Source organism: Legionella pelazae, assembly GCF_052527395.1.
The window spans coordinates 1-24,953 of sequence record NZ_JBNVZS010000004.1 but is presented as its reverse complement, the minus strand read 5'-3'; the positions used below and the strand labels follow the sequence as shown (position 1 = coordinate 24,953).

Genomic DNA, 24,953 nt, shown 5'->3' with positions numbered 1-24,953 from the left:
CCTTTAGTTAGTAGGATCTAATCCTGCCTAATATAGCAAATAACTGCATTAACGGATGGCTTTTGATAATCAAAGTTTAGCTTTATCCCTTAATAACCAAAGCTCATGGTTTTTTATATGTTCATAAATTGGTTTAAAACCAGCTTTGCGATAACAAGCAATAGCTTGCTGATTCTTTAAATCAGGTGTAACTAAAACAGCTTCAAACTTAGGAAAAATAAATTCCTCGATGAATAGTGATAAAGCTTGTGAGCCTAGGCCTTTATTAAGTGCTGAGGGCTCACCAATATACATATCAATTGCTGCTAAGCTAGTTGGTAACTTCGCTAAATAATTATCCTTGATAAACCGATGAGCATTATAATATTGAATGTAACCAATGTCTTGGTGATTGAATTCAATGATATAAGCATACAGGGGCTCCTGGTGATTATTGATCTCTTTATACCCGTTTACATAAGTCGCGTATTTTTCTTCAATCAGGGCTAAATTCCAATGAATATCGCTATCCCACCAAGTTCTAACATGAGGTGTTTGTAGCCATTTTAACAACAGAGGAAAATCATAATTTTTAAGGGCTCTGAAAGAAATTATCATCAATAAAAAATTACCATGCAATAATAGCTATAATAAAAAATTTTATTAAACCTAATATTATTGAGCAAGTGTATTTAAGAATGCTTCTAGTCTATTTGCTAATTTAGTCGTTATTTTTAAGAAATTACGATCAAAATCTCTTAAAGTTGTCTTGCTACCTACAATATCAGTTACACCTTTTATTGCTATCATAGGTACTTTCATTAACATGCTAACCCAAGCAACACCGGCTGCTTCCATTTCTTTAGCGTTACAGCGGTATTTTAAAAGCATCATCATATCGGTTTTGTTGTTGTCAAAAGAGTCTCCACTACATACAATGCCTTCTTGGATGTCTAGTTTATCCATAATCCGACTTAAAGGAGCAGAAGAATAGCCTCCTCTACCGTAGGCAGCATAGCCTACTACTAAAATCCTACGATCATAAAAATAAATTTTTTTACTTGCATAAATATCTCCTATGTTTGCACCATTTTCTTTTATACCGCCTGCTGTTCCTATACTAATTACAAGATCAGGGTGAAAAGACTTAATACCAACATAGGTGGTTAATGTAGCCGCTTGAGTCCCTATATTTTGAACTTTATACATTGGATCTTGCCCATTGATAAGTAAAAAAATTTCTAAATGTTTAAATTTTCCAAAATAACTTTTTATAGGTAATTGAGTAAAAGGGCGAGAAAAAGGTTTTAATTTTAGCGTTTTGATAATAGGCGCAGCTTCTGCGTCCATGGCAACCACAAGTAAAATTCGCTGATATTTATGGTTCTTTAGTGCTTCAAATTGATAGCTCCTTTGCTCAGCTGAAAGTGGTGCAAAAGTTGTAAAAAACGTTAAAAATACGATTATTTTAAATTTCATTTTCTCTATCATCATTAGTATCTTTATTTAAGGATAGGGCATGTAAACTAATTAATTTATTTTACTTGGCTATAATTTGGTTATGGTTCAGTAATAGAGATAGAAAATAGGCAATGGATTTTATTAAGCGTACAATTGCTCTTGCTCAGGAAAATGTTGAACATGGCGGAAGACCGTTTGCCTGTTTAATCATTCGTCATGGGAAAGTCCTTGCTGAAGCGCCAAATACTGTTGCCCAAACACATGATCCTACGGCTCATGCTGAAATTAACGCGATTCGTATTGCGACAGCAAAATTAGGTTGTGAACATTTATATGATTGTGAATTTTATATATTGGCTCATCCATGCCCTATGTGTTTAGCTGCTATGTATTATTGCAGCCCCAAAAAGGTCATTTTTATCACAACAAGAGAAGAGTATAAAACTTTTTATAAAGATGATCGCAAATATTTTACTCTTGAGAATTTTTATGAGGAAATTAATAAGCCTTGGGCTGAACGAACAATGCCCATGGAACATCAACCTAATCCAGATGCGATACGAGTCTATCAACTGCATCAAGAAAAAGCGAGAAGTAAGTCGGGTTAAGCTTATATTGCTACTTTAAAATAGTAGACTCCAGCAGTTTAGCTCGCCACTTTCTGCAATGACACTAAGGACTAAATTCTTAAGAACTTTAGCAATAGACAGTGATTCTTATTGTAACAAAAATGAAAAAATTGTATAAAAATTAATTAAAAAGTGTATAATTTAAAATATTATAATTTGTAAAAAGTTATTTTATGCCAGATTTTAAAGTAGTAGCCAGCGATAAACATGGCAATTTTTTCCTTAAATTCCCTCCACCACCTGTAGTTAATAACATAAGCAGCAAAATCGATTTTTATGGCCAGCCTTTAACTCAATTACAAGCATTTAGGTTTTATGGGAATTTGCCTGATAATAATATATTAAACAATAAGCTCATTAATATCTTGGGTAAAAATTTATTACGTTTAGAAAAGCAGAAGCTTGAGAGAGGTAATAATCCGAAGAAATCTCAAGAGCAAAGAGAGGACGATGTTGAGTTTTATGCCCGTATGGAGCGCGAAAGCAATGCCTTTACCATCAGTGTATTAGATGTTTTATCTGAATTAGAGCAAACGCGATCTAATTCAAAGGATCAATTAAGAATAAATGTTGTTAGTACAGATCTTACAGAAAAGATAAGGCAATTATATGAAAAAAGAATAGCAAGAATAGAGAAAGAAGTTACGGATTGGGAGCTTAGCTCTACTAGTGGTGCATTTGCAAGGCAAATTAAGCTTAATCGATTAAAACAGTTACAAGCGCGAATAGAACAGAATAGAGATGATATATTAGAAAAACTGAGGGAACCTGAAAAACGCTTGCAATCCCTCTACCGCAATATTATGGACGACTTTGCCCATGAACAACGCGATATTAGTGTTTATCAACATACGGCAGATAGAGCGCTTGACTATGCGAATCAAAGTTTAACGGAAGCGTATCAGGATGCAGCCTATGCCATGGAATCTCATATCTTTAGTCCAGTTAGGCCGTCAAATGAACAATTATGGCAAAATTTAGATAATAATGAAGTTTTTGTTCTTGATAGTCGTGATTTTCCCGGTATGAAAAAGGAAGATGCGTTGCTAAGCGCTGCTTTGATTGATTATACGGTTAAGCCTTCAAAAGAAAATAAACCACTAGCGCTGATTAAAAAAAGACGTCAAGAAATTAAAGCTCAGAGTAAAAAAGTCAAAGAACTACAAAATCAGCAATCAAGCCAGCCAACAAAAGAACAGAAAACAGAGGCTCCTAATAAGAACGGTGTACGGCCTGTTAATGAGATTTTAATTGAATTTGAAAAAAATAATCAAGTCCATTCTGAAGAAATATCAGTGGAACAAAATCCGTTAGAAGCCTTACAAAAAGAAGATGCAGGTTTTTGCCAAGGCAAAGACAAAAAAGTCCTTTCTAAATTGCAAAACCCAGGCCAAGTGAAGCTTTATAATTCCTCTGATTTATTCTCAGCGATTGGTTTAGCTTGCGTGGATTTTGGTAAATACTTTGAACATCAAATGGCCTCTAAACACCCGGCAATGACCGGCGCATTTTTTGTGGCTGCATCAGCGACTTTTGGCGCGGCAGGTTTGGGTGCTGCGGGTAGTCATTATATGCTTGCAGGCTTGCACTATATAACTAAGGCGCTAACAATTAACGGTAAATTAGGTGTCAGTCCTGCCGAACTTGATTCAGCCATTAAAGCCATCAGTGCAGAGTGGTTGAAGCTTACGCATAGCGAAGGTCTGATAGAAACATTAATTATGGATGGCTTTGGCCTGCCTAAGATTAATTATGTAATTTTCGATACTATTATTAATGAATTTGAACACAAAGATACCCTTTATCAACTAGCACGGCGCTTTGCTCAGCAGGATTTAGAACACTATACAGGCCAAGAACAGGTAGAAAAAATTGCTATACAAACAGCCCAAGTGGCAGCCATGTTTGCGGCAGCTATTGTCTTTGGCGTGGGTGTTTATAAGTTGGCTCATTTAGTTGGCCATGGTCTGGGGGTAGAAATTGCTAAAGATTCAGCAAGTGCTGTCGGAAAAATTATCAATGTACCGACTGAAGTGTTTACCGATTTATTTGTACATCAAAGTGTGGTGAATGAAATTTTAGCCGTTGCGTCTGCAGTTTTAACGATTAAAACCGCAGGTTTATTTTTAGGCAAGGGCTTATTGCTTTTAAATCACCTAAAACAAGAAAAATTATTAGAGATTACGCCTGATGAAGATGAAGCAGCTATCCTAATGATTAAGCTTAAAGACTTATTTGAAACTGATTCGGATAGCTATCAAGCCTTAAGAGCTACAATAACTGATGATGAACTAAGATTTTATGGCTTTCACTTTAAATCCTTGATGGCTAAAAGCGATGAAGTAGCGGCGTTTTTTGGTGATAATTTCTTACAGGCAATGGGTATCACCAAGCCTCCAGTATCGCGCATAAAGATAGTGGGTAATAAGCTTAAAGCTTTTATGGTTGATGGTGTGTGGGACAAAGTAGTAAAACCATTAGCAATTATTATTGGCGTCCCTCTTACATTATTCTTAGTGCCGTTACTCGTTAAAGATTCTCGAAGGCCAATAGCTAACGCTTATATTAACGCCGGATTAGGAATAATTAAAATAGTAATGATGTTTGGTGCGGCGCTTAAAACAATTTTTATAGCCCCTTATGGCACAATTCAACGTCTGTGTATGGCAAGTTCCGATGCCCTATTTAATTCAGTGGCCTTGTTTAATTATGGTTTTCAAAAAGGGAGGGAGCTCGTAAAAACTCCTGTGTTAGGGGAAGTGGTTGGGTTTGTATTAGGAACAGGTACTTTAGTGGCTGGAGGAGCTGCTAAAATTTTGTTAGCCGCAGCAAGTTTAACACTTAAAGTACTCAATTTTATAGGCAAAGTAGTTAAAGGCATAGCTACTGTAGCAGCTGTTTTGCTAAGCCCCGTAGTTGGTCTTTTTGTAACAGCAGGTGCATTATTGTATTTTGGAGCAATGAAATTTAAAGGTGAAGATATCACTTTAAAAGAAACACTTAAATCGTTTTGGGCTAAAGGGGTTTTGGGGTTTATCCAAGGGCCAAGCAAAATAGCCAATTGGATTTCAAGTAAGTTGACAGAACCCTTGTTTAATAAAATGGCTTCTGCTTCTGCTGCCATTGATAACAAAACTCGAAGTGTTATAGGGGCTCCGGAAATTTATAAAGCTAAAGATAAAGTAACAATAAAAATAGGTTCTTTATTTGATAGAGGGAAAGAGGTAGTAGGCAATATTCTCTATCAAATTAAAAATCAAACCATCAGGAGATTAGAACAATATCTCCAAAAAATTAATAAGGAGGAGGTGCAAAAGGTAGAGGTGCAAGAGGTGGATGTGCAAAGTGCTGTTTTACCTAAAAAAAGTACAAAATTGCATCAATTGCTTGCAGTAAAAGGAATAGCCTACCAAGTCACAACTGAAAAAAATTCTTCTGGGAATAATAAAGAGTCCGCTGAACCTAGGAAACAACCAGGACCTCCTAACGAAGTGGAGCAGTACCCTCCCGGTACAAGATATCTTAGCTCTTAGCTGTATTAGTCCGATGTGATCTGACTGATCAAGTCTGAGCTACTATAGCCTTCTTAGTTCTGCGTTTTTGCAGTAGAGTCTGTTTATCCCATATTTTTGCTTCTCTTTTAAATGACCTGGGATCTATAACAGTGCTTTACATTGGGTGTAAAATTTTTAAATTAAGCTTGCAATAAAAAACACAATACATTCACAATCCCTTAAGATCTATAAAAGACATTAACCTTTCTATAGTATGTAGGCTTTCCATTTTATGGGATTACGTTCGTGCCGATATAAAAGAAACTTTGCCTCTTTATATCGAAAATTAATTTAATCAACTTGATAAACCTGACCTGTTTGTGCGCCTTCTACGCTTTTTGAAAATGCTTTAGCCACAGTTGCTGCTGGAACAGGTAGAAACCCTCTAAAAAAATCACCATAGCTATCCATTGACTCGACTAAAACAGTAGGGCTTATAACATTAATTCTTAATCCCCTAGGAAGTTCTATTGCAGCTGCTTTAACAAAGCTATCAATAGCGCCATTAACTAAAGAGGCTGAAACGCCAAACTTAATTGGATCACGATTTAAAATGCCGCTCGTTAAAGTAAATGAACCACCATCGGTCACATAATCAATTCCGGCCATCACCAAATTGACTTGTCCCATTAGTTTATTATTTAAGCCTAAAGCCCAGTTTTCATGGGTAAATTCTTTTAACGGACCAAAGTGAACTTGACCTGTTGTGGAAATAACAGCATCAACTTTGCCTACTTGACGATACATCATTTTAACTGATTCAATGTTGCTAATATCAACTTGAATATCCCCCTTGTTTCTGGCAGCTATGATCACTTCATGACGAGATAAAAACTCATTTGCCACTGCTTGCCCTAAAGTGCCTGTACCGCCAATAATTAATATGCGCATGTATTTTCCTAAATAATTTATTGAGCTTTTGTCTAACGATAAGCCTGTAAGAATTTAATGGATTTTAAACCTAATTTAGGAAGTCTTCCACTAGTAATTATTTATATAGAAAAACTAAATCAAATATGAAAATAAAGTTTAAGATAAGACATATCCTTAATCGTAAAGCGTTCAAATTTATCTGGATAAACGCCAATTAAAAAGTCACTAAGGCCATAGGAAAAAGATTCTTCTTCTAGAAAAATACTTTTTTTCTGATTGACAAAAGGTAGAAGGAGTAAGTCGCCATGATATTGTATTTCTACAATCACATCAATTTGATCATAGGTTAAAATAAGATTAATACTATCGGTAGCTAAACTACTATGATGGAGATGCTGAATAATAGCCTCAGTTGTTAGAGCAATTCTTTCCATAATTTGTTTATCAATTTTCCATCGTTTACCCTGTTCTAGAATGAATCTACTTAGTTTTTTATCAGACATATCCTCTGTAAAATTTAACACGGCTTGTTTGCGAATACGCAGCCGGAAAATTAAGTGCAAAGATAAAGCAATAATTACAGATAAAGTTAAAGATGTGTAGGTAATTGACTGAAAAATAGGTGGTAAGGAGGCATAAAAATTTGGATGTATTTCTCGGCTTAAACCGAATAAGAATGCGAGGCCTATGACATAAGTCATACGGGTATCGATATTTCTTGAAGACATTATTTCGATACCACCAACAATCATAAAACTGCCAGTAAACATTAAGGTAGGTCCTACTACAGACATGGGCATAATAAGCAGCAATAAGGCAATTGGTGGAAATAAAGCCATTAAAATTAAAAGTACACTTGCTGCAAAAGCAATATAGCGACTTGTCGCACCAGTTGCGCTAGAAACACCTACTAAACTTGGACCTGTACTAATGCCGGGAATTCCACATATACCAGCTGTGATAGCGCCTAAGCCATCAGCAAATACGCCTCCTTTGATAGACCTCAAATCCGGCGTTTTCCATGAAGTATCATTGATTTTTTGACATGTAGTAATAACTCCAATGGTTCTTAACGCTGCAGCAATACTTGCAATAAAAAAAGGTAAAATTAATGAGAAAGAAAAATTATAGGAGATAAAAGTTAGATCCGGCCATGAAAGGAAAGGAATACTATTAAATCTCACATTCGTTATATCAATCGCACCTAATAAATAAGCTACAAAAAAACCGACGACCAAGCCAACAAAAGAACAAATAAGTTTTATAAGCCCGCGCCACCAGATACTAAGGCCCACCATTGTTCCTAAGGTAATAAGGCCGATGATAATATGTTTTCCTAGGGAAACATGATAGTGTCTTTGGCTTAATTCTAAAAATTGGTTTAATCCTTCTAAACCTAATTCAATACCGACAATACTAATAATAAACCCGGAAATACCTGGTGGAAAAAGAGCACGTAATTGATAGATAAAGCGGGAAAAAATAACTTCCATGAAACCTGAGAAAATAGTCATCCCAAGTACTAAAGGCAAGCCGCCAACTGAAGCAGCAAGCAAGGACGCTTTAAGATAAATAGCTGAAACGACAGGCGCTGCTAAGTAACCCGATCCAATAGGTGGCTTAAGAGCCTGAATACTAGTAGCAATAGCTAAAGCAATCATACCCATTCTTACGGCATTTAAAGAGATATTATCAGGTAAGTGAGCTGCTCTTACGACAATGACGATTAAGACAAGATACACCGACATTAATATAACATGCTGTAGTGCTAATAAAAATAATTTTACCAAAGGGGGTTTATCATTGACTCCATAAATTAATTCATCATTATCCATTAGTGATGACCCACCTTATTAATTAGACAAAAGGTTTATTATATTTATTATTTAACGATAAGTTTTAAAATTTGTACCGATTAAGAAATATACTTTTTAGCGGTACTAAAATTATAGTGTGCCATTTTCTTTTTGATTAGATAATTACTTTAGTAAAATTTTGCAAAATAGCCAATGATATTAATTTTTCTCAAATTTTAAAATAAATTATCTAATTGTAATATTCTAGTTCAATATTAGATAACAGTTGTTGCAAATTATAAAATGTCGTTTAATATTATCTTAATTAGAGAAGCGTAACTTATAAAGTATTAATCTCTTACGCTAGCCTAACTGTATTTATCTAATTCATTAAATATGAGTAAATAGAGATTAGAAGTTAATGATAATCTCATTACTAAAAGATTATTGGATTAAAAGGTTTTAATCTATTGAGAATAGGGAAATTATCCATGTTAAAACTCAATTATTTTAAGTCGATTGCGACTATCTTACTTTTCTTCGTTACATTTAATTTGTATGCACAAGACATTAATTTGGCACTTAATGCTCGTGTATGGGCTAGCACAGAAGGATTGCCAGCAAAAAATGCTGTCGATGGTAATCCAAATACGCGCTGGGGATCAATTATAGGTATTGATCCTTCATGGCTTGCTGTTGATTTAGGAAAAGCCTATCCATTAAATAGGATAGAGATTGACTGGGAAGCAGCCAATGCGGAAATATATGAAGTCCAAGGCTCTAATGATGCTAATACTTGGACGGTTTTAGCCAGAAGGACAGGAGGTGTATTTGGGAATCGTACAGATACAGTTAATGTCTGTGGTACTTATCGATATGTACGAATTTATGGTATTAAACGTAGTGTAGGAAATCAGTGGGGTTATTCTATTTGGGAGTTAAAAATATACGGCACTGATCCTAATCCTGACCCGCCAGATGGTAATGATGACTTTGTACCTTTGTTTTCAAGTAATACAGCCCTTGAGCCTAGTACGGTAATAGAAACACCTACAGCTTTAATTACTCGCTTTGCCGATCGGGCTCGTGATAGGCATGCTCGTGAAGATCAATACCGCGCTTATGATCATTACCTACCATTCTATTGGGAGCATCGTACTATTCAAGTAGAAATGATAGACGAGGTCGCTAAAGGGGGTAATAGAATTGTTGTGAACGTAAAAACTTTATGGCCACTTAGTGCACCCGAGTTTAGGGCTTTTTATCGAGGTATTAATACTGTTGCTGAGTATTTTCATAACGTTTCAATGAGAACGACCAGTGGCGATAGATTAAATTATCAAACAATCATCACTTCTAATCCTAAAGAAGGTCGCGGACTGAGAATCGGTGATCGGATGGAAATAGAAATTAGCCAATTTCTTGCTAATCCGCCTCGTGGTCGCGCCAATTATTATGGTACTGCCTTTTTATATATTGTTGGGCAAGGATTAGTTCCTTGGGAAGCGCGGGGCGTGTTTGGTGATCCTCGTACTGAACGGGAAGATTCCTATCCTATTCCTGTTGAAGCTTGGTTAGGTGGAAAGACCACTATTCATCATCAGTATACAAATGAACCGAAAGATTTGTTTAAGCAGATGGCTACTAATACATCTAATATTAACGGTCAACCTTTTATGTTAGGACGTCGCGTTCATCATACTGACATGATAACTGGGGCGCATACAGAGCCAGGTAATCCGGGTTTTCCCGAGCTAGCAAATAAAGTCGGTACAAATTACATTAATCGCTCTTGTGTGGGTTGTCATGTTAACAATGGTCGAGGGCTTCCTCCTGCTGTAGGTACAATTCTGAATAATTATATGTTTATAGTGTCAGATGCCAACGGTAACCCTCATCCAACATTAGGCTATTTTTTACAGCCATTTTCCACTACAGGCACGCCTGAAGGTACCGTAAGAATTCAGAGTTGGACAGAAACCAATGGATTACGCCGACCTAATTATCAGTTTAGTGTTGTACCTCCACGGTTTTCACCACGTATAACTCCTCAACTTGTGGGTGTGGGCCTATTAGAAGCTATTCCTGAAAGTGCCATCGTTGAAATAGCTAATAACACCAATAAAGGGAATGGTGTTGCGGGACGTATTCATATTATTCGAGAAGCGGCTACTGGGCTTCCTCGTGTTGGACGTTTTGGTTGGAAAGCAGGAAATGCCACTGTAAAAGAGCAAATTGCCACCGCGTTACGTAATGATATGGGTGTTACGAGCTCAATTATTCCTACGCCAGATTGTGGCCCGCAGCAGACGAACTGTGGCCCGACAGGTGCTGAAATTAGTGATACCTATTTAAATCAGTTAACTGATTATGTACTTCTCTTAGGTGTTCGAGCGCAACGTAATTATAATAATGCAGCTGTTAAGCAAGGTAAGGAAGTCTTTAGTCAAATTGGTTGCGCGGCGTGTCACGTACCAACTTTCACTACTAGCCCCTACCATCCCAAAGCTGAGCTGAGAAATCAAGTCATTCACCCTTATACTGATTTGTTAGTACATGATATGGGTCCTGACTTAGCCGATACTCTCCCTGAAATAAATAATGTAAAACCATCCGAATGGAGAACACCTCCCTTATGGAATATTGGTTTGACTGCTGAGGTAAGTGGTGGCGAAGCTTATCTACATGACGGTCGTGCACGTACCTTAAATGAAGCCATTTTATGGCATGGCGGTGAAGGTTCTGCAAGCCGAACAGCTTATCAAAATCTGTCTTCTGGACTACGTAGTGCTTTAATTGAATTTTTAAAGTCTCTCTAATCTTGCAAAGAGTATGTTTGCTTGGCAGACATACTCTTCATTCCAAAAACAACTAACAAAAGATTGCTTCAGAATTAAACTGTCATATAATGAGCATTCAAGCACCTGCCATATTAGTATTTCATGAAAAGAATTCTTTTATCACTTTTAATTTTAGTTTTATCTTCTCAAATAGTATTTGCTTATCCTGTTGGTCATGCCTTTCCGCCTTTTAAAATAGCAGGAAATCTTTATTATGTAGGTATGGATGATTTAGCAAGTTATTTAATAGTGACTAGAGAAGGCAACATTTTAATAAATAGCGATCTTGAAGCTAATATTCCTATGATTAAAGCTAATATTAAAAAGCTTGGATTTGACTATCGTGATACTAAAATTCTTCTCATTAGTCATGCCCATCTAGATCATGCTGCAGGTAGTAAGCTTATTAAGCAGGAAACCAACGCTAAATATATGGTAATGGCTGCAGATGTTGCTAATGTTGAATCCGGGGGAAGAGCAGATTTTTTCTATGCTAATGATAAGAGTATGTATTTTCCAGCAACCAAGGTTGATAAAATTTTACATGATGGTGAGCAAGTTAGGCTTGGAGATACTGTATTAACTGCTCATTTAACGCCAGGACATACTAAAGGTTGTACAACTTGGACAATGCAGGTAGAGGATAAGGGAAAACAATATCAAGTAGTGATTGTAGGAAGCTTAAATGTGAATCCTGGTTATCCATTAATTAACAATAAAACTTATCCGACTATTGCTTCCGATTATAAGCAGGCCATTGAAGTCTTAAAAAACTTACCTTGTGATATTTTTCTTGGCGCTCATGCGATGTATTTTGATCTTGGTAAAAAATATGCGCTTTTAAATAAAAGTGATATTAATCCTTTTATTGATACAATGGGTTATAAAAAGCATATTGAGCAGAAGGAGAAAGAATTTAGTTTAAAGCTTAAAGAGCAACAAAATAAGTTATAAATTAAGTAATTTATATTCCTGCTTCATTTTTGCAGCAATTCATTAACTATTAAGGAATATTAATTAAATTAATCACTTACCTTATAAGTTACTTTACAGCCTACTTGCTTAAGTTAAATATAACTTGCCAGTTAATTAATCATTTATTATATTACTTGCTTTTTTTGTTAAAGAGTTAGGTAATGAGGCAAGATTTAATAAAATTAATAGCACATTTATCTGATAGAGATAAAGTAAAAATAGATACACTCCATCCAAAATTAAAGGCTTTACTTTTTTCAGATCATCCAGAACGCTATTTGCTAAATATTGGTTTAGATTTAGAAGCGTATAAGCAAACAAATCTTATACCTGAGCCTGTAAAAATATTTTTGTTAGAAAACATACTTAATTCAACATCGGCTGAAGACGCATTAAAAATTATCCATCATTTATTGAAACTAGAATTTCAAGCGGATAGTGCCGATCCTATTCGAAGTGGTAGTAGATTAATTGGGCTATTAATGCGCTCTTTTATTGCTAAGGAAGAAACCAAGGATGCAACTTCTAATTTTAATTATGATCGCGCATTAGAACATACAAAATTTCAAGAAAATTATAATGCTTGTGGTAAGGATAAAAAATTAAAGAACTATGTTGATGTGATACCTGATAATGTCAAGCGAATGTGGCTTATTATGCAAAAAACTGCTGAAGTTGAGCTCAGAGGTGAATATGCTAATTTTGCTACAAAATCAATGGTTTCAACGCCTCCTTTTCATTATTCTCTAATGTTACCAGCAAAAACCCTACAAGAAGCGAACGCCAATAAACTTGAAACGCCTAAAGTAGCAACACCAGAAGAAGGAGAGCAAACAATTAAAGAACTCACTAAAGGCGTTACTTTGCCCGATTGGATATATGAAAGTAGGAACAAAAAGGAAGACGAAGAGAAAATCGCCGCCTTTCTAAATGAGTTAAAGGCCTATATCAAAAAGACTAACTGGGATGTAGCAAGTTTTAGCATATTTAAAGGTGGCGTGATTAATGAGGGTCAGCGTTTACCTCATCGGGTTGATAAAATTCTTGAAACTATCAAACAATTTGAGCAAAGTAAATTAGACGCAGTCAGTGCGTATGATGAGATAGTGGGGCATGCCGAAGAGGCTCTAATAGCCCCAAGACGCGGACGATACAAAACGACAACCAATTTTTATCAAAAAATAGCAAATCATGACTGGTTAGCTACTCGAGAGGAATCTAGAGATAGGCAGTTAACTTTATAAGAATGAATTTGTCATTTCCGCGTAAGCAGGAATCTATTCCATATTTATCATGCTATCCTACAGAAAATTTCGTCGTTTCAGAGAGGCATTATTGCGTAGATAATGAATGTCTTTCCCGCGCAGGCGCACTACTGTCCGGTTAAAGCATAGGTAGGTTGGGCTAAGCGTAGCGCAGCCCAACAGTGTCAATCATAAAGCGTATAGCAGCTTCATAATTTTGTTGGGCTGCACTTCGTTTAGCCCAACCTACCCTGCTTTCTTTTTTATCTAAACAGTAGTGCGCGAAGTCGGGAATCCATTTAAAAATTAATCTCAGTGCTAATTGATGAATAGATCCTCACCTGCGAGAATGACAAATAGAGACAAGCAAGAAATCATTCTTGTAGGGAATGCCAATAAGTTTTGCGTGTTTTCATAATCTATTAAATGCGCCAATATATATTATCTAATTAGCGCATTTAAAGAGGACTAAACAGCTAATCCTTATTTAAAAACCATGGCCATGATGGTTAGGAGCACTATATCCACCACCATGCCCGTGGTGAGTGCCACTTGATCCGCCATGTCCATGATGGTTACCACTCCCGAAAATACCATGACTATGGTAATTAGACGAACTAGAACCAACATGCCCATGATGATTAGAGGAAATACCATGGCCGTGGTAATTTGAGCCAAAAGAATCATGATGTCTATGAGTAGTTCCAACATCAACGACAGGGGTACTAAAGAAACTAGATCGGTACCATGGGGAACTGTAAGCTGTCGTGTAAGATCGCCCTGGGAACCGGCATGCATTGCTAAAGAGAAATGGCAGTAAGCAAACCGCACCAATCGACAATAGAACAAAAGGTAATGCAATAGGTATTATAGGTGAAGCAACTGCCGCTGAAGAAAGCAGAGCTGTAGTAGGGGCCGCAGCGGCTGCAGCAGCTGCTGATTTTATACTTAATGCAGCAATAACACCTACAGCAACAACGGCTGTTCCTGCAAGTGCAAGTAAACATTTTAATTGGAAACTGGAATTATTTTTTGCTAAGTTTTTTATTTTTAATGCCATTGTTTATTTCCTTTTCTTTTTATTAAAATGACATCTTCGTTTTCTTAGCGAATCGAGTCAATATATTTTACTTATTTATTGAAATATAAGTTTATTTTTGACTAATTTGGATTAAATATCTATTTTTTTAAAATATGAACTACCTTGAAGCCATTTTACTAATTAATTTTCTAATATTAGAAGAGTGATAGAATTTTTCTCATGTTGTAGTTTTAAGTTTATTCAACAATGGATCTTACTCTCTTGTTAAGAGATACAAATTAAATAGCTATCTCTATTCTAAGAGAATTTCTAAAAGCATAGATGGCATTAGTTAGTAAGTTAACTGACTTAAAATAAAATCCGTACGTTCTTTAATTGACATTTTAGGTATTTCGATAAGTTGATACCCACAGGCTGTAAAGCCTGATTTAATTGCTCTGTAGGTCATTACTGCTTCATTAAAATCTTGTTGTCTTTCTTTATCTTGACAATAGATCTCAGGCCACGGAGGAAAGAGGAAAGCCCTAAGATTGTATCGATACAACTGTATTGCCTCTAATATTTCCTGACTTATATTATTACGATTACAAAATGCTTGTGAATAACTAAATACATCAGGAATACCGCGATCAAAAAAAAGGGGAGCGCTATCAGTTAAGTGTTTCTTATAATCGGCAATAGAGTGTTGTAACATCAATTGAGAAAACGCAAGTCTATTTCCCATATGTGTCGCATGTCCGCCTATAGCCTGTTGCTGCTTTATAATTGCTCGAGCAGCCTCAGGAATAACTAGATAACCGCGATATTTTAGTTCTTTTAGCACCGAGGTTTTCCCAGCGCCAGGGCCACCAGTTAATAAATAGAAATTTGATTTATGAATCGTGTTAGGCATCTTATCTAAAACTCTTGAAGGTTAAATTAATCTTGCTTCTTATGGCATATATAAATATATTTAAAGTTTTATTATGACATATAGAACATACAAGGCGCAGCTTGCGCATGAAACCATAATTAAATATATAAAAGATGTTGTAAGTGAAAAGACAGTTATCCAAGTCGTTAATAAACTGAGCTTTGCTACCTTAACCAAGACAAGTATTAATGGTCATAGTCATCTTATAGATGCTATTCACTTAAGCTCGGTCATGACTGATGTAAAAGTTAGCGAAAAAATAAATTTTTTAATTGATACAATTTTAAAGAGAGCACAGTCAGTGGGAAAAGAAGCTGTTCTTTTCCTTCTGAAGACACCTTGTAGCAGTGGCTATACACCACTTAATTCGCTATTAAATCAAGCAAATAAGGAAAATTTAGATAAATTTCTTACAGCCATTCATTATTTTGTTGATAAAAGGCATTTAGCTTACCAGGATTATCAAGATTTATTGTTTTTTAAAAGCCAACAGGGCATGACCGCTTTTCACATTCTGCTACGTAGAGAAAATAGAGAAATTTTTCAAGCTTATCTTGATGAAATTCATGATGGTATTCATCAAGGAAGAGTAAGTGTACTTGAGTATGTTAATTTTTTTCTTTTACTAAGTCAGCCTTCTACAATATTGCATTATGCCAATTTAATTCATTCGTCTAATTCTGATCTCTTGATAGAAGAACTGAATTATTTAATTGAACAGGAATGGTTAACAACAGAAAAATTCTGTGAGTTTATAATGGCGCGGGATGCAAATGGTTTTACTCTATTACATTCTATCACCAAAGAAAATAACGGCGCAATCTTAAAGTCACTTTTAACTCAATTAAAGAAGGCTGCTGAAAGTCAAAGGTTAAAGACTGAAAAATTAGCTGATATCCTGTTAGCAAAAACACCGCGTGGCTTTTCCATCATTCATCTAGCAGTATCTAATAAACATGAGGTGGCAATAGAGATATTGGCGTTCTTAAATGAATGTGTCCAATCAAAATTAATTACAAAAAGAGATTTCCAATCACTGTATATGCAGCGCAATCAAACTGGATTTACATTTTTTGCAAGCGCTATTAAAACAGATAAATTAAAAATCGTAAAATTATTCATAAGTACAATACAACAAGCTGTTGCAAATCATTGGTTATCATTTAGCTTATGCCGTAAACTATTTTTTCAGGCAAGCAATATAGGCACTACTCCTTTACATATTGCTTTAGAGCATGGAAATTCAGAAGTTATAAAAGAGTATTTTTTAGCTTTAAAAGAAGGTCTCTCTAAAGGTTATTTTAAAGAAATAGATATTGAATTATTATTTCAAAAGTCAGCTAATAATAGTCATACTCCTTTATATGAAGTGGTTCAAAGTAATTCGCTTCCAAGGGTAAAATTATTATTAGAACAGTTAAAAAGTCTTTGTTCCACTAAAACTTATTTAACTATTTTAAATCAAAAGGTAGAGGGTGAATTGGTGCGGTGTCAAGGTATAAAAGGGGCTGAAAAGATTAATGCTCTTCTTAAAAGAGAGAGGGAAGATCAACCAGACTATCAATCATCTTCATCATCTACTTACTCTTCTGACAGATTCTTCAAACCTAAGTTATACAAAACAAATCTTATTCAAAAAGCAATAACAGATATCACGCCGGAAAATCTTACTAAAGTGGAAGACCATTCGGGCTTAAGCGTCAGTAAAGGCGGTGTTAGATAAAATACAGTTGCTGGTCTAGAGGGGAGTCAATTAGATTAAGCATAGAGATTATTGTACTGCTCATTTATAAATTTATATTTTAAAGTATAATCCTGTGAGTTCCAATAGCCCTAAGGCCTTATCTTAAATGATAATACGAGAGATAGATAATCCTGGTAAAGGTAATTGTGCATTTTATGCTTTTGCAATCGGCCTAATTGATATCATTAAGCGTGAAGTCGCTAGGGGAGAAGTTAGTGTAACTTTCCAAAAATTGCAAAGTTTAAGTATAGACGCACTTAGTCTTTCCGCTGATGCTTTTTCTATTAAATTAGATGACATTAATACCTTTGATTACAGTAAGCAGTCAATTCAATTATTAAATAAAATGCAGTACTGTTTTAGGCATATTATTTATAGTCATCGTAAAAATGAGCTTCTTGCTAGACCCTTAAATTCTCCTAATGAATTTCCGCCTACAGTATTCATAGATTTTATGGAAATGGTTCACTGTTTTGCCAAAAGTGAGCCCTCGGCGGCTCATTACAATGGTCTCATTTATTCCCCTGCCGCACGTGAGTATGCCATAGAAGTCGCGAGTAAAATTAAAGTGCTAAGACAGCGAATGGAACGTCTAAGTAGATGGTATCCTGAAAATGCACAAGACAAAAATTATAATGACGCTAGAAGAAGGTATTTGTTTAATAGTTTTGATGAGCCTATTAATCGCCTGATCTTGGAAGCTTTTAAGGAAGATGTTTATGTTAAAGATGAATCTACTCTAAGGATTAATAGTAATTCTTGTATTGTAGAGGCAATGGAAGATATCACTGTTAATTACCGTTGGGGCACGCACCGTGATTTAGATGATCTAGCTAATATATTTGAATTTAATTTCAATACCATTAACTATGGTAGAAATCATTATTTATATGGCTCTGCCAATACTGCCGATCGGCCCTCTATAACTTTAAATAACAGAAATAATGGCCACTGGACTACAAACCTAACATTTTTAGGCCATTTTAAGGGAAAGCGATATGATGTTTTTACTAAAGACAGCATACTGACTAAAGATGAAATAAAAAATATTCTATTAACTTATACTACAGGCTGGAAAGCCTTAATTACTACCAGACATCATTTACAAAAAGCTAAAGAGCTTATTAAAGATTGTAATAACGAGACGCAAAATATTTTAGATATTCTTTATAAATTAAATCAATACAGCAATGAGACAGAATTTGCTAGTAATAGCTCTTTTAAAAAACGCATGGATTATATATTAGAGAGAGCGAAATATAGTTTTTCAGTAAATGAACAAACTAACAAAGATTTAGCTCAAAACATACTAATCATATAGCAGAATTTATTGTTACAATCTTATGAGGGCTGAAATTTAGAGCTTTCTTGCAAAGTCTCTTCAAAATCTTCTAATTTGTAATGGCATTCATTTAGTCTAACCTCAATAGTAAGGGAGTCATTATCTGAGGTGAGGAAATGATGATGCTCTATTCTCTTTTTATCAAGGTTAATATTTTGTGACTGATAATCATAAGCTTGAGCGGCTTTCTGTAGCATCTTAACTTCTTTTTCAGTGCCTGATAGTAAAAGCTGCCCTTCTTCGCTAAACTGGCGTTTCTCACCGCCAATAAAGGCTAATTTAGTGACATTAATTTCTAATTCACCTGCTCCAAGCTTTTCAAGTTCTGCACGTACCTCTATAAAAAAATCATCCAATACGCTTAATATTTCATCATAAAAATCAGTAACCTCTGCTTCAAAACCAGACCAATGATATAAGCCACAAAAAGGTACTTCCTCATCATCATGGTAACAAGTGCCTTGAATAACAAAGGCAATGCAAGTACTGATGCCTTTAGTAATTAAAACATCACTTTCTTTATTGGTTAAAGCAAAACCGTCCATTTCAACTTCAATAAAGTTACTAGCAATTTTTCTTTTCTTTTCTTTCATATATCTCTTAAATTTAAGTCTTTATTTATTAATTAAGTTATTGTTTTTAATTAAAAATAAATAATTAACGCCAACCATCTGATATGTTGGCGCTATATTTGTTTATCGCCAGCAACGTAGAAATCCCCGAGCATTAACCCAGCAATCAGGTCGACCTGGAACAGGTGTAGCATAAGGGCCTGGATGATTGGGAACGCACCGACCAAAGTAGGTCATATGGTAACCAAAGCCACATCCTTGGGCCGCATAACTTGGAGAGGCAGCAAATATATCTAGAATTAAAATAATACCCACGATAAAGGTGCCTATAAACTTAGATAAATAATTAGAATAGCCTTCCATATCAATCCTCCCTTTAAAGTATTATTCAACTTAATTATAGAGTTAATTTAATAAATATTGCATAAAAAACAAGCAAAGAAGAAAAAATAGATAAAAGTGATGGTATTTCAAAATTAAGAAAGAAAAAGTAATTAATTGAGAATTATAGTAATTAATGTTTTATATCGATAGTGACAATAAAAAATGCATTAGTCATAAGATTTATGTAAGATTTTTTTTAAAAATTAATTTTTTTTAAGATTTATTTAAGAAAGCCATGTTATAACACTATCACTTTGAATAATAAAAAGAAGAATTAAGACTATGAGACGTTCTTTATCAGAATTAATTTGTGATGATTTAGAGGAATTGGCTTATTTTGGTTCAGAGGTGGTCGCAAGTGAGGAAGCAATTCGATTCTTAATGACCATGTATAGAACCAAAAATGCCCTAGGAGATGTAGACTTAGTACATAAGACTCAATTTCTAAGTGTACTTAAAAGTATCTTGCAAGCTAATGAAGCATATATTAAAAGTGAACGCAATCCAGCTATTTTCAATAATAAAGCCAGCCGCTTTAAGCAGTATCAATTTTTAATTGAAGTAGGTAATCGTAGTCAATCTCAACAGCGACAACCTGATACAGTGCATTATTGTGCCGTTGATTTATTCATTATATCAGGAGAGAGGCCAGTTGCTTTTGTTGCTGATCATTATAGAGGGCATGATGGTTACTATTATGAATTTCAGCAGGTAGCTCGCGAGCTTAATATCTTTTTTATTATAGCTGGAAACAGTGTTTATCAAGCAGATAGGGTACATTGTCCTATCTTTTCTCTATACCACCTCCTATTAACATTTCGAGATAATGATTTTATAAGCAATTTTTTACTTAATATAGCAAAAAACAATACCCGATCTGATCATGTTTTAATTAACTGGAATAAACTACCGCCAGATTATTTGCTTTTATCGCAAAGCGTAAGTATGTTATGGAAATATATTGATACAGTTAAAGTAAACGAGCAGACTAGCGATGCATTACCAAGTAAAGTGTTAGCGCAAGCATTCTTTGATAGGAAATTAAGTATTGGATTGTATGCGGATCGACATGAACAGGGAAAAATTCGTAATAGAAATATTAAATTAACTGCGAGCAAGATGGCAGGCGAGGCGGTGATCATTCTAGAACAAAATAGGGGAGAGTTTAGTAGTGAATCGGTACTTATTAATATCTGTTATAGAGCTCGTTATCCTTTAGTACACAAAGTACTAATGGAAGCTTTAACGATTTCGAATGAATATTCACAAATGTTAGATAACTCTGTAAACGCTGATAGCAAGCCTCATCCCTTATTTGAATTAACTTTCTTTTATGCTGGCGTCGTAGAAAATTGTTTAAAAAATAAAAATTTTGCTAGTATTCTAAATAATCGTTCAGTTTTAATAGCTTTGCAATTAAATTGGATTAATCTAACTGAGTTATTTAATACCCTGACACAGCTTAATAAAGAACGCAAAGTAAATCAGGAAAATTGCAATATTATTTTTAATAATTTAAATGGTTTTACAAAAATTATAGAACGCTTGCTTATTGATCATGCTAACCCTTGTAAAGGCCTTTTAAAATTATTGATATCTCCTCGAATGAAGGCGTTCTTTAAAGATGAGTCATTAAGTGATTTATTTAAGAAAGGATTAATTTCAGTAGAAAGCATTGAACTCATCCAGCCTTATCAAATTGATAGAAATTATTACGATCGTTTAAAAAATGACAGTGATAAAATAGCTTATCTACATGATGTCTTTTTTGTACAGCCAAACGATGTTTCCAATTCCAATCTTTCTCAAGATTATGAAGATTTTTCAATATTTGATGTACCTGAACCTACGGTAGTTTCTGAAGTAAAGTCATTAGAAAAACCAGACTTAAATATTGCTTTACTAGCACACTCTATGGGTAAATCACTCTTTAATAATACGCAAGCAGGCGTAATTGAGGAGAATAATGATGATTCTAGATTGCAGTTAGTTACTTCCATACATAATTAATTTAAATTAGCTTGGGCTTAATTTGAATTAATCTTTAGTCATTCGTGTCTTAGTAAACTGATTTGGGGACTGATGTCCCTGGGTTTTCCTAACTTAATGTATGAGCGAGATGAATACTATTTAAATTTAGCAGGATAAATCTTAGGTTCTCTTATTTAGAAATTTTGTCCTTTCGCTTTGGCTATCATTTAATATAAAGCTTTCTTTCTTCTTAAATACAACTGTTTTGTTACGTCCTGAGTTTTTAGCTTGATAAAGGGCATGATCAGCACAAGCAATGAGAGTATGTATGTCTTTACCATCTTGAGGATACATTGCTATGCCAATAGAGATAGTAATCTGGCTTAACGCATTACCACCGTAACGTAAATGAATTTTACTAATAGCTTTATGTAATTGTTCGGCGCGAACCAATGCTGTTTTGGGTTTAATTTCTGGAATAAAAAGAATAAATTCTTCTCCGCCATATCGGCAAGCAATATCATACTTACGGGCAAAATTACTTAAAACTTTAGCAAAAGATTGAATCACTAAATCACCCGCTTCATGACCAAATCTATCATTAAATTGCTTAAAGTGATCAATATCTATCATTAAAATGGCACATGCAGAGAATTTTCGCCCACAGCGGCTAAGCTCACGCTCTAATGTTTCCTCTAAGTAGCGACGATTATAAAGTCCTGTAAGTGTATCTCGAAACGATTGGTTACGTAACGTTTCTCGCAATTTAATATTAGAAAGGCCTAAAGCAATTTGTTCAGCTATCGTGTTAGCTAAAATTTCTTGGTTTTCATTATACTTATCCTGAGAAAGTTGCTTCCATTCCAAATAAAGCAAGCCTAAAATATCACTTTGAGCAAATAATGGAATACATGTATAAGCCTGATTATTATTTGTTTTGCAATGAGCACAGGTTAATTCTTTTTCTGTATCATGTACCTTATAAAGTGCTCCACGCCGTAATCCCATACATTCTTCAGGTTTAATAAACTTTTCTTCAAAAAAAGGATCGTTCCAACTAATCATGGATTCCAAGTAATTACGAGATGGATGCATGATATAAAAGATTCCTGCAGCATGAGGAAAAATCTTTGTTAAATAACTAGCGATTAATTTGTAAGACTCTTCGATATACATGCAGGTTTGCAAGCTTGAGCTTAATTCCTTTAACTGCTGCATTTCTTTATTACGATGACTTAATTCTTCTAAAGCAGATTCAAGTTCTTTATTGACTTCCATAAGGTTTCGGGTGATTTCTATTTGGGCAGAATTTTGTTGATTGCCTTGTTCTAGCTTAGAATGTAACTGAATATTTTCCATTGCCACAGAAGTACTATCTGCTAGAGCCTTTAATAAATAAAGTTGTTCCTTAGTAGGTTTATAATATTCTGACCAGTAAGTGCCAATGGCACCTATAGGTGATTGAGATCGGATAGGTGTCATTGCTAAGCTTTTTACAAAAGTTGACCGATAAGCTTCGGCGGGTACTCTAGGATCAGCATAAATATCCTCAATGACAATTTGTTCTTGATTCATCATGACCCAGCCGCTCACACATATACTCATCGGAAAACGTTTTCCTTTCCATAAAGGTTCAATAGCATCTTCATCTGCATAATAACACTGTCCATTATCGCGAAGCACAAAAGTAGCACCATCAGATTCAGCAAGCTGGCGAGCAGCTTTACGTACAATAAACATAATTGTTTCAAGGTCTCTTGCTAAAGACAATTGTTGTATAACCTTTAATAATACTTCAATAGAGCTAGTTTGAGGCGTCGTTTTTGGGCTTATAGAATAACCAGCATTTGACGTATAAAAGTTTCTCGTTTCCATGACCAATCTGCTCCCTTTTTATACTTAAAGTATAGTAATAATCTTGTGAGAGTTCTGCATTACACGCAAAGGTAATAATTAATTTTAATAAAAATCAACTGCTTATATTTAAAGCAGACTTATGAAGAAGCTGTTGCAAGGTTATTACCTTTTGGAATGAAATATAACTAGCAGGTAATTTTGTCTAGCTATACGGCGCAATTTATTGATAACTATTTATCTGTATACATTTTACCATTAGGCGAAAATTAAAAGATAGATAACGTTTTATTGGGATTTTCTTAAAAATAAAAGTATAGCGCCTAAAATTGCAATTATTGCCAATAAAACTAAAGAAAGTTTAACCATAATAGCAGCTAATAAACCACCTAAAATACCTGATAAAGATTCTGCTAACACTTGCAATGATTGATTATTTCCCATAACCCTACCTTGCTCTTCGCTAGGACTTGAGATAGACAATAAGGTAGCACAAGCAGGCAAGCAAATTGCTAGAGCCATGGAAGTTAAAAATAAAGTAATCCATAAAAATTTTTCTTGATTAGGTATAACAATCAAAACCATAAAAAAACCCGTAAGAAGCGCAGAAGCAATAGTCATACTTCTGGGCGAATAACGTCTAGCTAAAAAGCCAGTTAATCCTAAATTAGCAAGTATAATTGGAACAGAAACCCAGGCAATAAATTGAGAAAGTTGGCCTACCTGCATATGAAATTTATCAACTAAATACATGGGATAACAGCGAAAGAAGCCAAAAATTGATAGGTATAATAAGAAATTAATGAGAAATAAGAATCGCAAGTTTTTCTCAGTAAAAACTGTAGTAAAATTGGTTAATAATTCAGAGTAATTAATTTTTTCTTTATTTCTTTGAGAGACTAAGGTTTCTTTAAAAGAGAAAATAATAAAAACTAATAAAATGATCAAACTAATACAACATAGTTCAAATGGTGTGCTGTAATTAAACCAGGGAACTAGTTTTGGGTTTGCAAGGCTTCCACCCACTAATGGACCAATAATGTAAGCCAGACTAGCACTCAAATAAATATAACCAAACAGTGTATTGCGTTCAGTTTCGCTGGCTATATCAGCAATAGCGCCTTGTGACACGACAATATTTCCTTCGCTAAGTCCTGCCAAAAATAAGCCAATCATTAATAATGTTAGATTTTGCAAATACAATGAACCGGTAATTAGAAAATAGAAAATTGTAGTTAATCCAATAGATATTATTAGTAATTTCCTTCGTCCATAAAAATCAGAAAGCATACCTAGTAGGGGCGCGCCTAAAAACTGTCCTAAAGGATACAGTGCTAATAAAATTCCTAATAAGATTGTACGGTAGTGCATAGGACTGTTTGCAGAAACAAAGCCATGAGCATGGAGAATCATGGGCGTAAAGACCGTTATCATTAGGCTGTAGCCAACAAAGCCGAAAAAAATAACAAAATAAAGAGGCAGAACTGCTAATAATGAATTTCTTTTTGTAGGTAAAGTATCCAGAGAGTTCATAGTTTTTCTATAAATTTGAGTTTTTTATTTTAATACTTTAATCATAGTAAACTACATCTTATAAAATTTAGAAGAAATTTCACCGCATAAGATTATAAGATCACTCTTTTAATATTAATGAATATCTAAAAGACTTATTTCACTTAAATCGCTGCTTGAGAAAAGAGCCAGTTATAAGCAATGTCGTTATCGTGAGTAGACTTAACTAGCTGGTTGCGCTGGCTTATTTTAATATTAAATTAATTAT

Annotated in this window: 18 protein-coding genes; 8 read left to right on the top strand and 10 right to left on the bottom strand. The window is 34.7% G+C overall.

Features of this window, described 5'->3' with window-relative positions; genetic code table 11:
- Positions 1-69: 69 nt before the first annotated feature.
- The gene (locus ACQUW5_RS05850) at positions 70-597 is read right to left on the bottom strand and encodes a GNAT family N-acetyltransferase (RefSeq protein WP_444990284.1); all 528 of its coding nucleotides are present in this window, start codon (positions 595-597) and stop codon (positions 70-72) included.
- A gap of 57 nt (positions 598-654) precedes the next feature.
- Positions 655-1,458, bottom strand: a complete 804-nt coding sequence (locus ACQUW5_RS05845) for a phosphorylase family protein (RefSeq protein WP_444990283.1) — start codon at positions 1,456-1,458, stop codon at positions 655-657.
- A 113-nt stretch (positions 1,459-1,571) separates the two neighbouring features.
- Here ACQUW5_RS05845 and ACQUW5_RS05840 point away from each other — a divergent pair, with 113 nt between their 5' ends.
- Both ACQUW5_RS05840 and ACQUW5_RS05835 read left to right on the top strand, forming a co-directional pair.
- On the top strand, positions 1,572-2,048 hold the full coding sequence (locus ACQUW5_RS05840) for a nucleoside deaminase (protein ID WP_444990282.1): 477 nt from the start codon (positions 1,572-1,574) through the stop codon (positions 2,046-2,048).
- Between the two features lie 194 nt (positions 2,049-2,242).
- The gene (locus tag ACQUW5_RS05835; protein ID WP_444990281.1) at positions 2,243-5,602 is read left to right on the top strand and encodes a hypothetical protein; all 3,360 of its coding nucleotides are present in this window, start codon (positions 2,243-2,245) and stop codon (positions 5,600-5,602) included.
- A gap of 312 nt (positions 5,603-5,914) precedes the next feature.
- Here the strand turns inward: ACQUW5_RS05835 and ACQUW5_RS05830 are convergent, their stop codons facing one another.
- Complete coding sequence (locus ACQUW5_RS05830; RefSeq protein WP_444990280.1) at positions 5,915-6,514, bottom strand: short chain dehydrogenase; 600 nt, start codon at positions 6,512-6,514, stop codon at positions 5,915-5,917.
- A gap of 119 nt (positions 6,515-6,633) precedes the next feature.
- Entirely contained in the window at positions 6,634-8,331 is a 1,698-nt protein-coding gene (locus ACQUW5_RS05825; protein ID WP_444990279.1) for a uracil-xanthine permease family protein, read from the bottom strand.
- 452 nt (positions 8,332-8,783) lie between these two features.
- Here ACQUW5_RS05825 and ACQUW5_RS05820 point away from each other — a divergent pair, with 452 nt between their 5' ends.
- From ACQUW5_RS05820 to ACQUW5_RS05810, 3 genes are all read left to right on the top strand, one after another.
- Positions 8,784-11,111: a di-heme oxidoredictase family protein gene (locus ACQUW5_RS05820; protein ID WP_444990278.1), complete on the top strand. Its 2,328-nt coding sequence runs from the start codon at positions 8,784-8,786 to the stop codon at positions 11,109-11,111.
- A gap of 123 nt (positions 11,112-11,234) precedes the next feature.
- Positions 11,235-12,086, top strand: a complete 852-nt coding sequence (gene bla / locus ACQUW5_RS05815; protein ID WP_444990277.1) for a subclass B3 metallo-beta-lactamase — start codon at positions 11,235-11,237, stop codon at positions 12,084-12,086.
- A gap of 182 nt (positions 12,087-12,268) precedes the next feature.
- Entirely contained in the window at positions 12,269-13,351 is a 1,083-nt protein-coding gene (locus tag ACQUW5_RS05810; RefSeq protein WP_444990276.1) for a hypothetical protein, read from the top strand.
- Positions 13,352-13,838: 487 nt separating this feature from the next.
- Here ACQUW5_RS05810 and ACQUW5_RS05805 read toward each other — a convergent pair whose 3' ends face one another.
- Positions 13,839-14,411, bottom strand: coding sequence for a hypothetical protein (locus ACQUW5_RS05805; protein ID WP_444990275.1), 573 nt, complete (start codon positions 14,409-14,411; stop codon positions 13,839-13,841).
- A 313-nt stretch (positions 14,412-14,724) separates the two neighbouring features.
- Positions 14,725-15,285 (bottom strand): AAA family ATPase, encoded by a 561-nt coding sequence (locus tag ACQUW5_RS05800; RefSeq protein ID WP_444990274.1) that lies wholly within the window; start codon positions 15,283-15,285, stop codon positions 14,725-14,727.
- A 73-nt stretch (positions 15,286-15,358) separates the two neighbouring features.
- Here ACQUW5_RS05800 and ACQUW5_RS05795 point away from each other — a divergent pair, with 73 nt between their 5' ends.
- Together ACQUW5_RS05795 and ACQUW5_RS05790 are read left to right on the top strand one after the other, a co-directional pair.
- Complete coding sequence (locus ACQUW5_RS05795) at positions 15,359-17,029, top strand: ankyrin repeat domain-containing protein (RefSeq protein WP_444990273.1); 1,671 nt, start codon at positions 15,359-15,361, stop codon at positions 17,027-17,029.
- A 127-nt stretch (positions 17,030-17,156) separates the two neighbouring features.
- On the top strand, positions 17,157-18,371 hold the full coding sequence (locus ACQUW5_RS05790; RefSeq protein ID WP_444990272.1) for a hypothetical protein: 1,215 nt from the start codon (positions 17,157-17,159) through the stop codon (positions 18,369-18,371).
- A 20-nt stretch (positions 18,372-18,391) separates the two neighbouring features.
- Here ACQUW5_RS05790 and ACQUW5_RS05785 read toward each other — a convergent pair whose 3' ends face one another.
- Together ACQUW5_RS05785 and ACQUW5_RS05780 are read right to left on the bottom strand one after the other, a co-directional pair.
- Positions 18,392-18,985 carry a hypothetical protein gene (locus ACQUW5_RS05785; protein ID WP_444990271.1) on the bottom strand — a complete coding sequence of 198 codons (594 nt, stop codon included), beginning with the start codon at positions 18,983-18,985 and terminating at the stop codon, positions 18,392-18,394.
- A 102-nt stretch (positions 18,986-19,087) separates the two neighbouring features.
- Positions 19,088-19,327 carry a GCG_CRPN prefix-to-repeats domain-containing protein gene (locus ACQUW5_RS05780; protein ID WP_444990270.1) on the bottom strand — a complete coding sequence of 80 codons (240 nt, stop codon included), beginning with the start codon at positions 19,325-19,327 and terminating at the stop codon, positions 19,088-19,090.
- Between the two features lie 303 nt (positions 19,328-19,630).
- Between ACQUW5_RS05780 and ACQUW5_RS05775 the strand changes: the two genes are divergently transcribed.
- Positions 19,631-21,358: a hypothetical protein gene (locus ACQUW5_RS05775; RefSeq protein ID WP_444990269.1), complete on the top strand. Its 1,728-nt coding sequence runs from the start codon at positions 19,631-19,633 to the stop codon at positions 21,356-21,358.
- Between the two features lie 141 nt (positions 21,359-21,499).
- Here the strand turns inward: ACQUW5_RS05775 and ACQUW5_RS05770 are convergent, their stop codons facing one another.
- Together ACQUW5_RS05770 and ACQUW5_RS05765 are read right to left on the bottom strand one after the other, a co-directional pair.
- Positions 21,500-23,194 carry a diguanylate cyclase gene (locus ACQUW5_RS05770; RefSeq protein WP_444990268.1) on the bottom strand — a complete coding sequence of 565 codons (1,695 nt, stop codon included), beginning with the start codon at positions 23,192-23,194 and terminating at the stop codon, positions 21,500-21,502.
- Positions 23,195-23,461: 267 nt separating this feature from the next.
- Positions 23,462-24,706 carry an MFS transporter gene (locus tag ACQUW5_RS05765; RefSeq protein ID WP_444990267.1) on the bottom strand — a complete coding sequence of 415 codons (1,245 nt, stop codon included), beginning with the start codon at positions 24,704-24,706 and terminating at the stop codon, positions 23,462-23,464.
- Between the last annotated feature and the right edge of the window lie 247 nt (positions 24,707-24,953).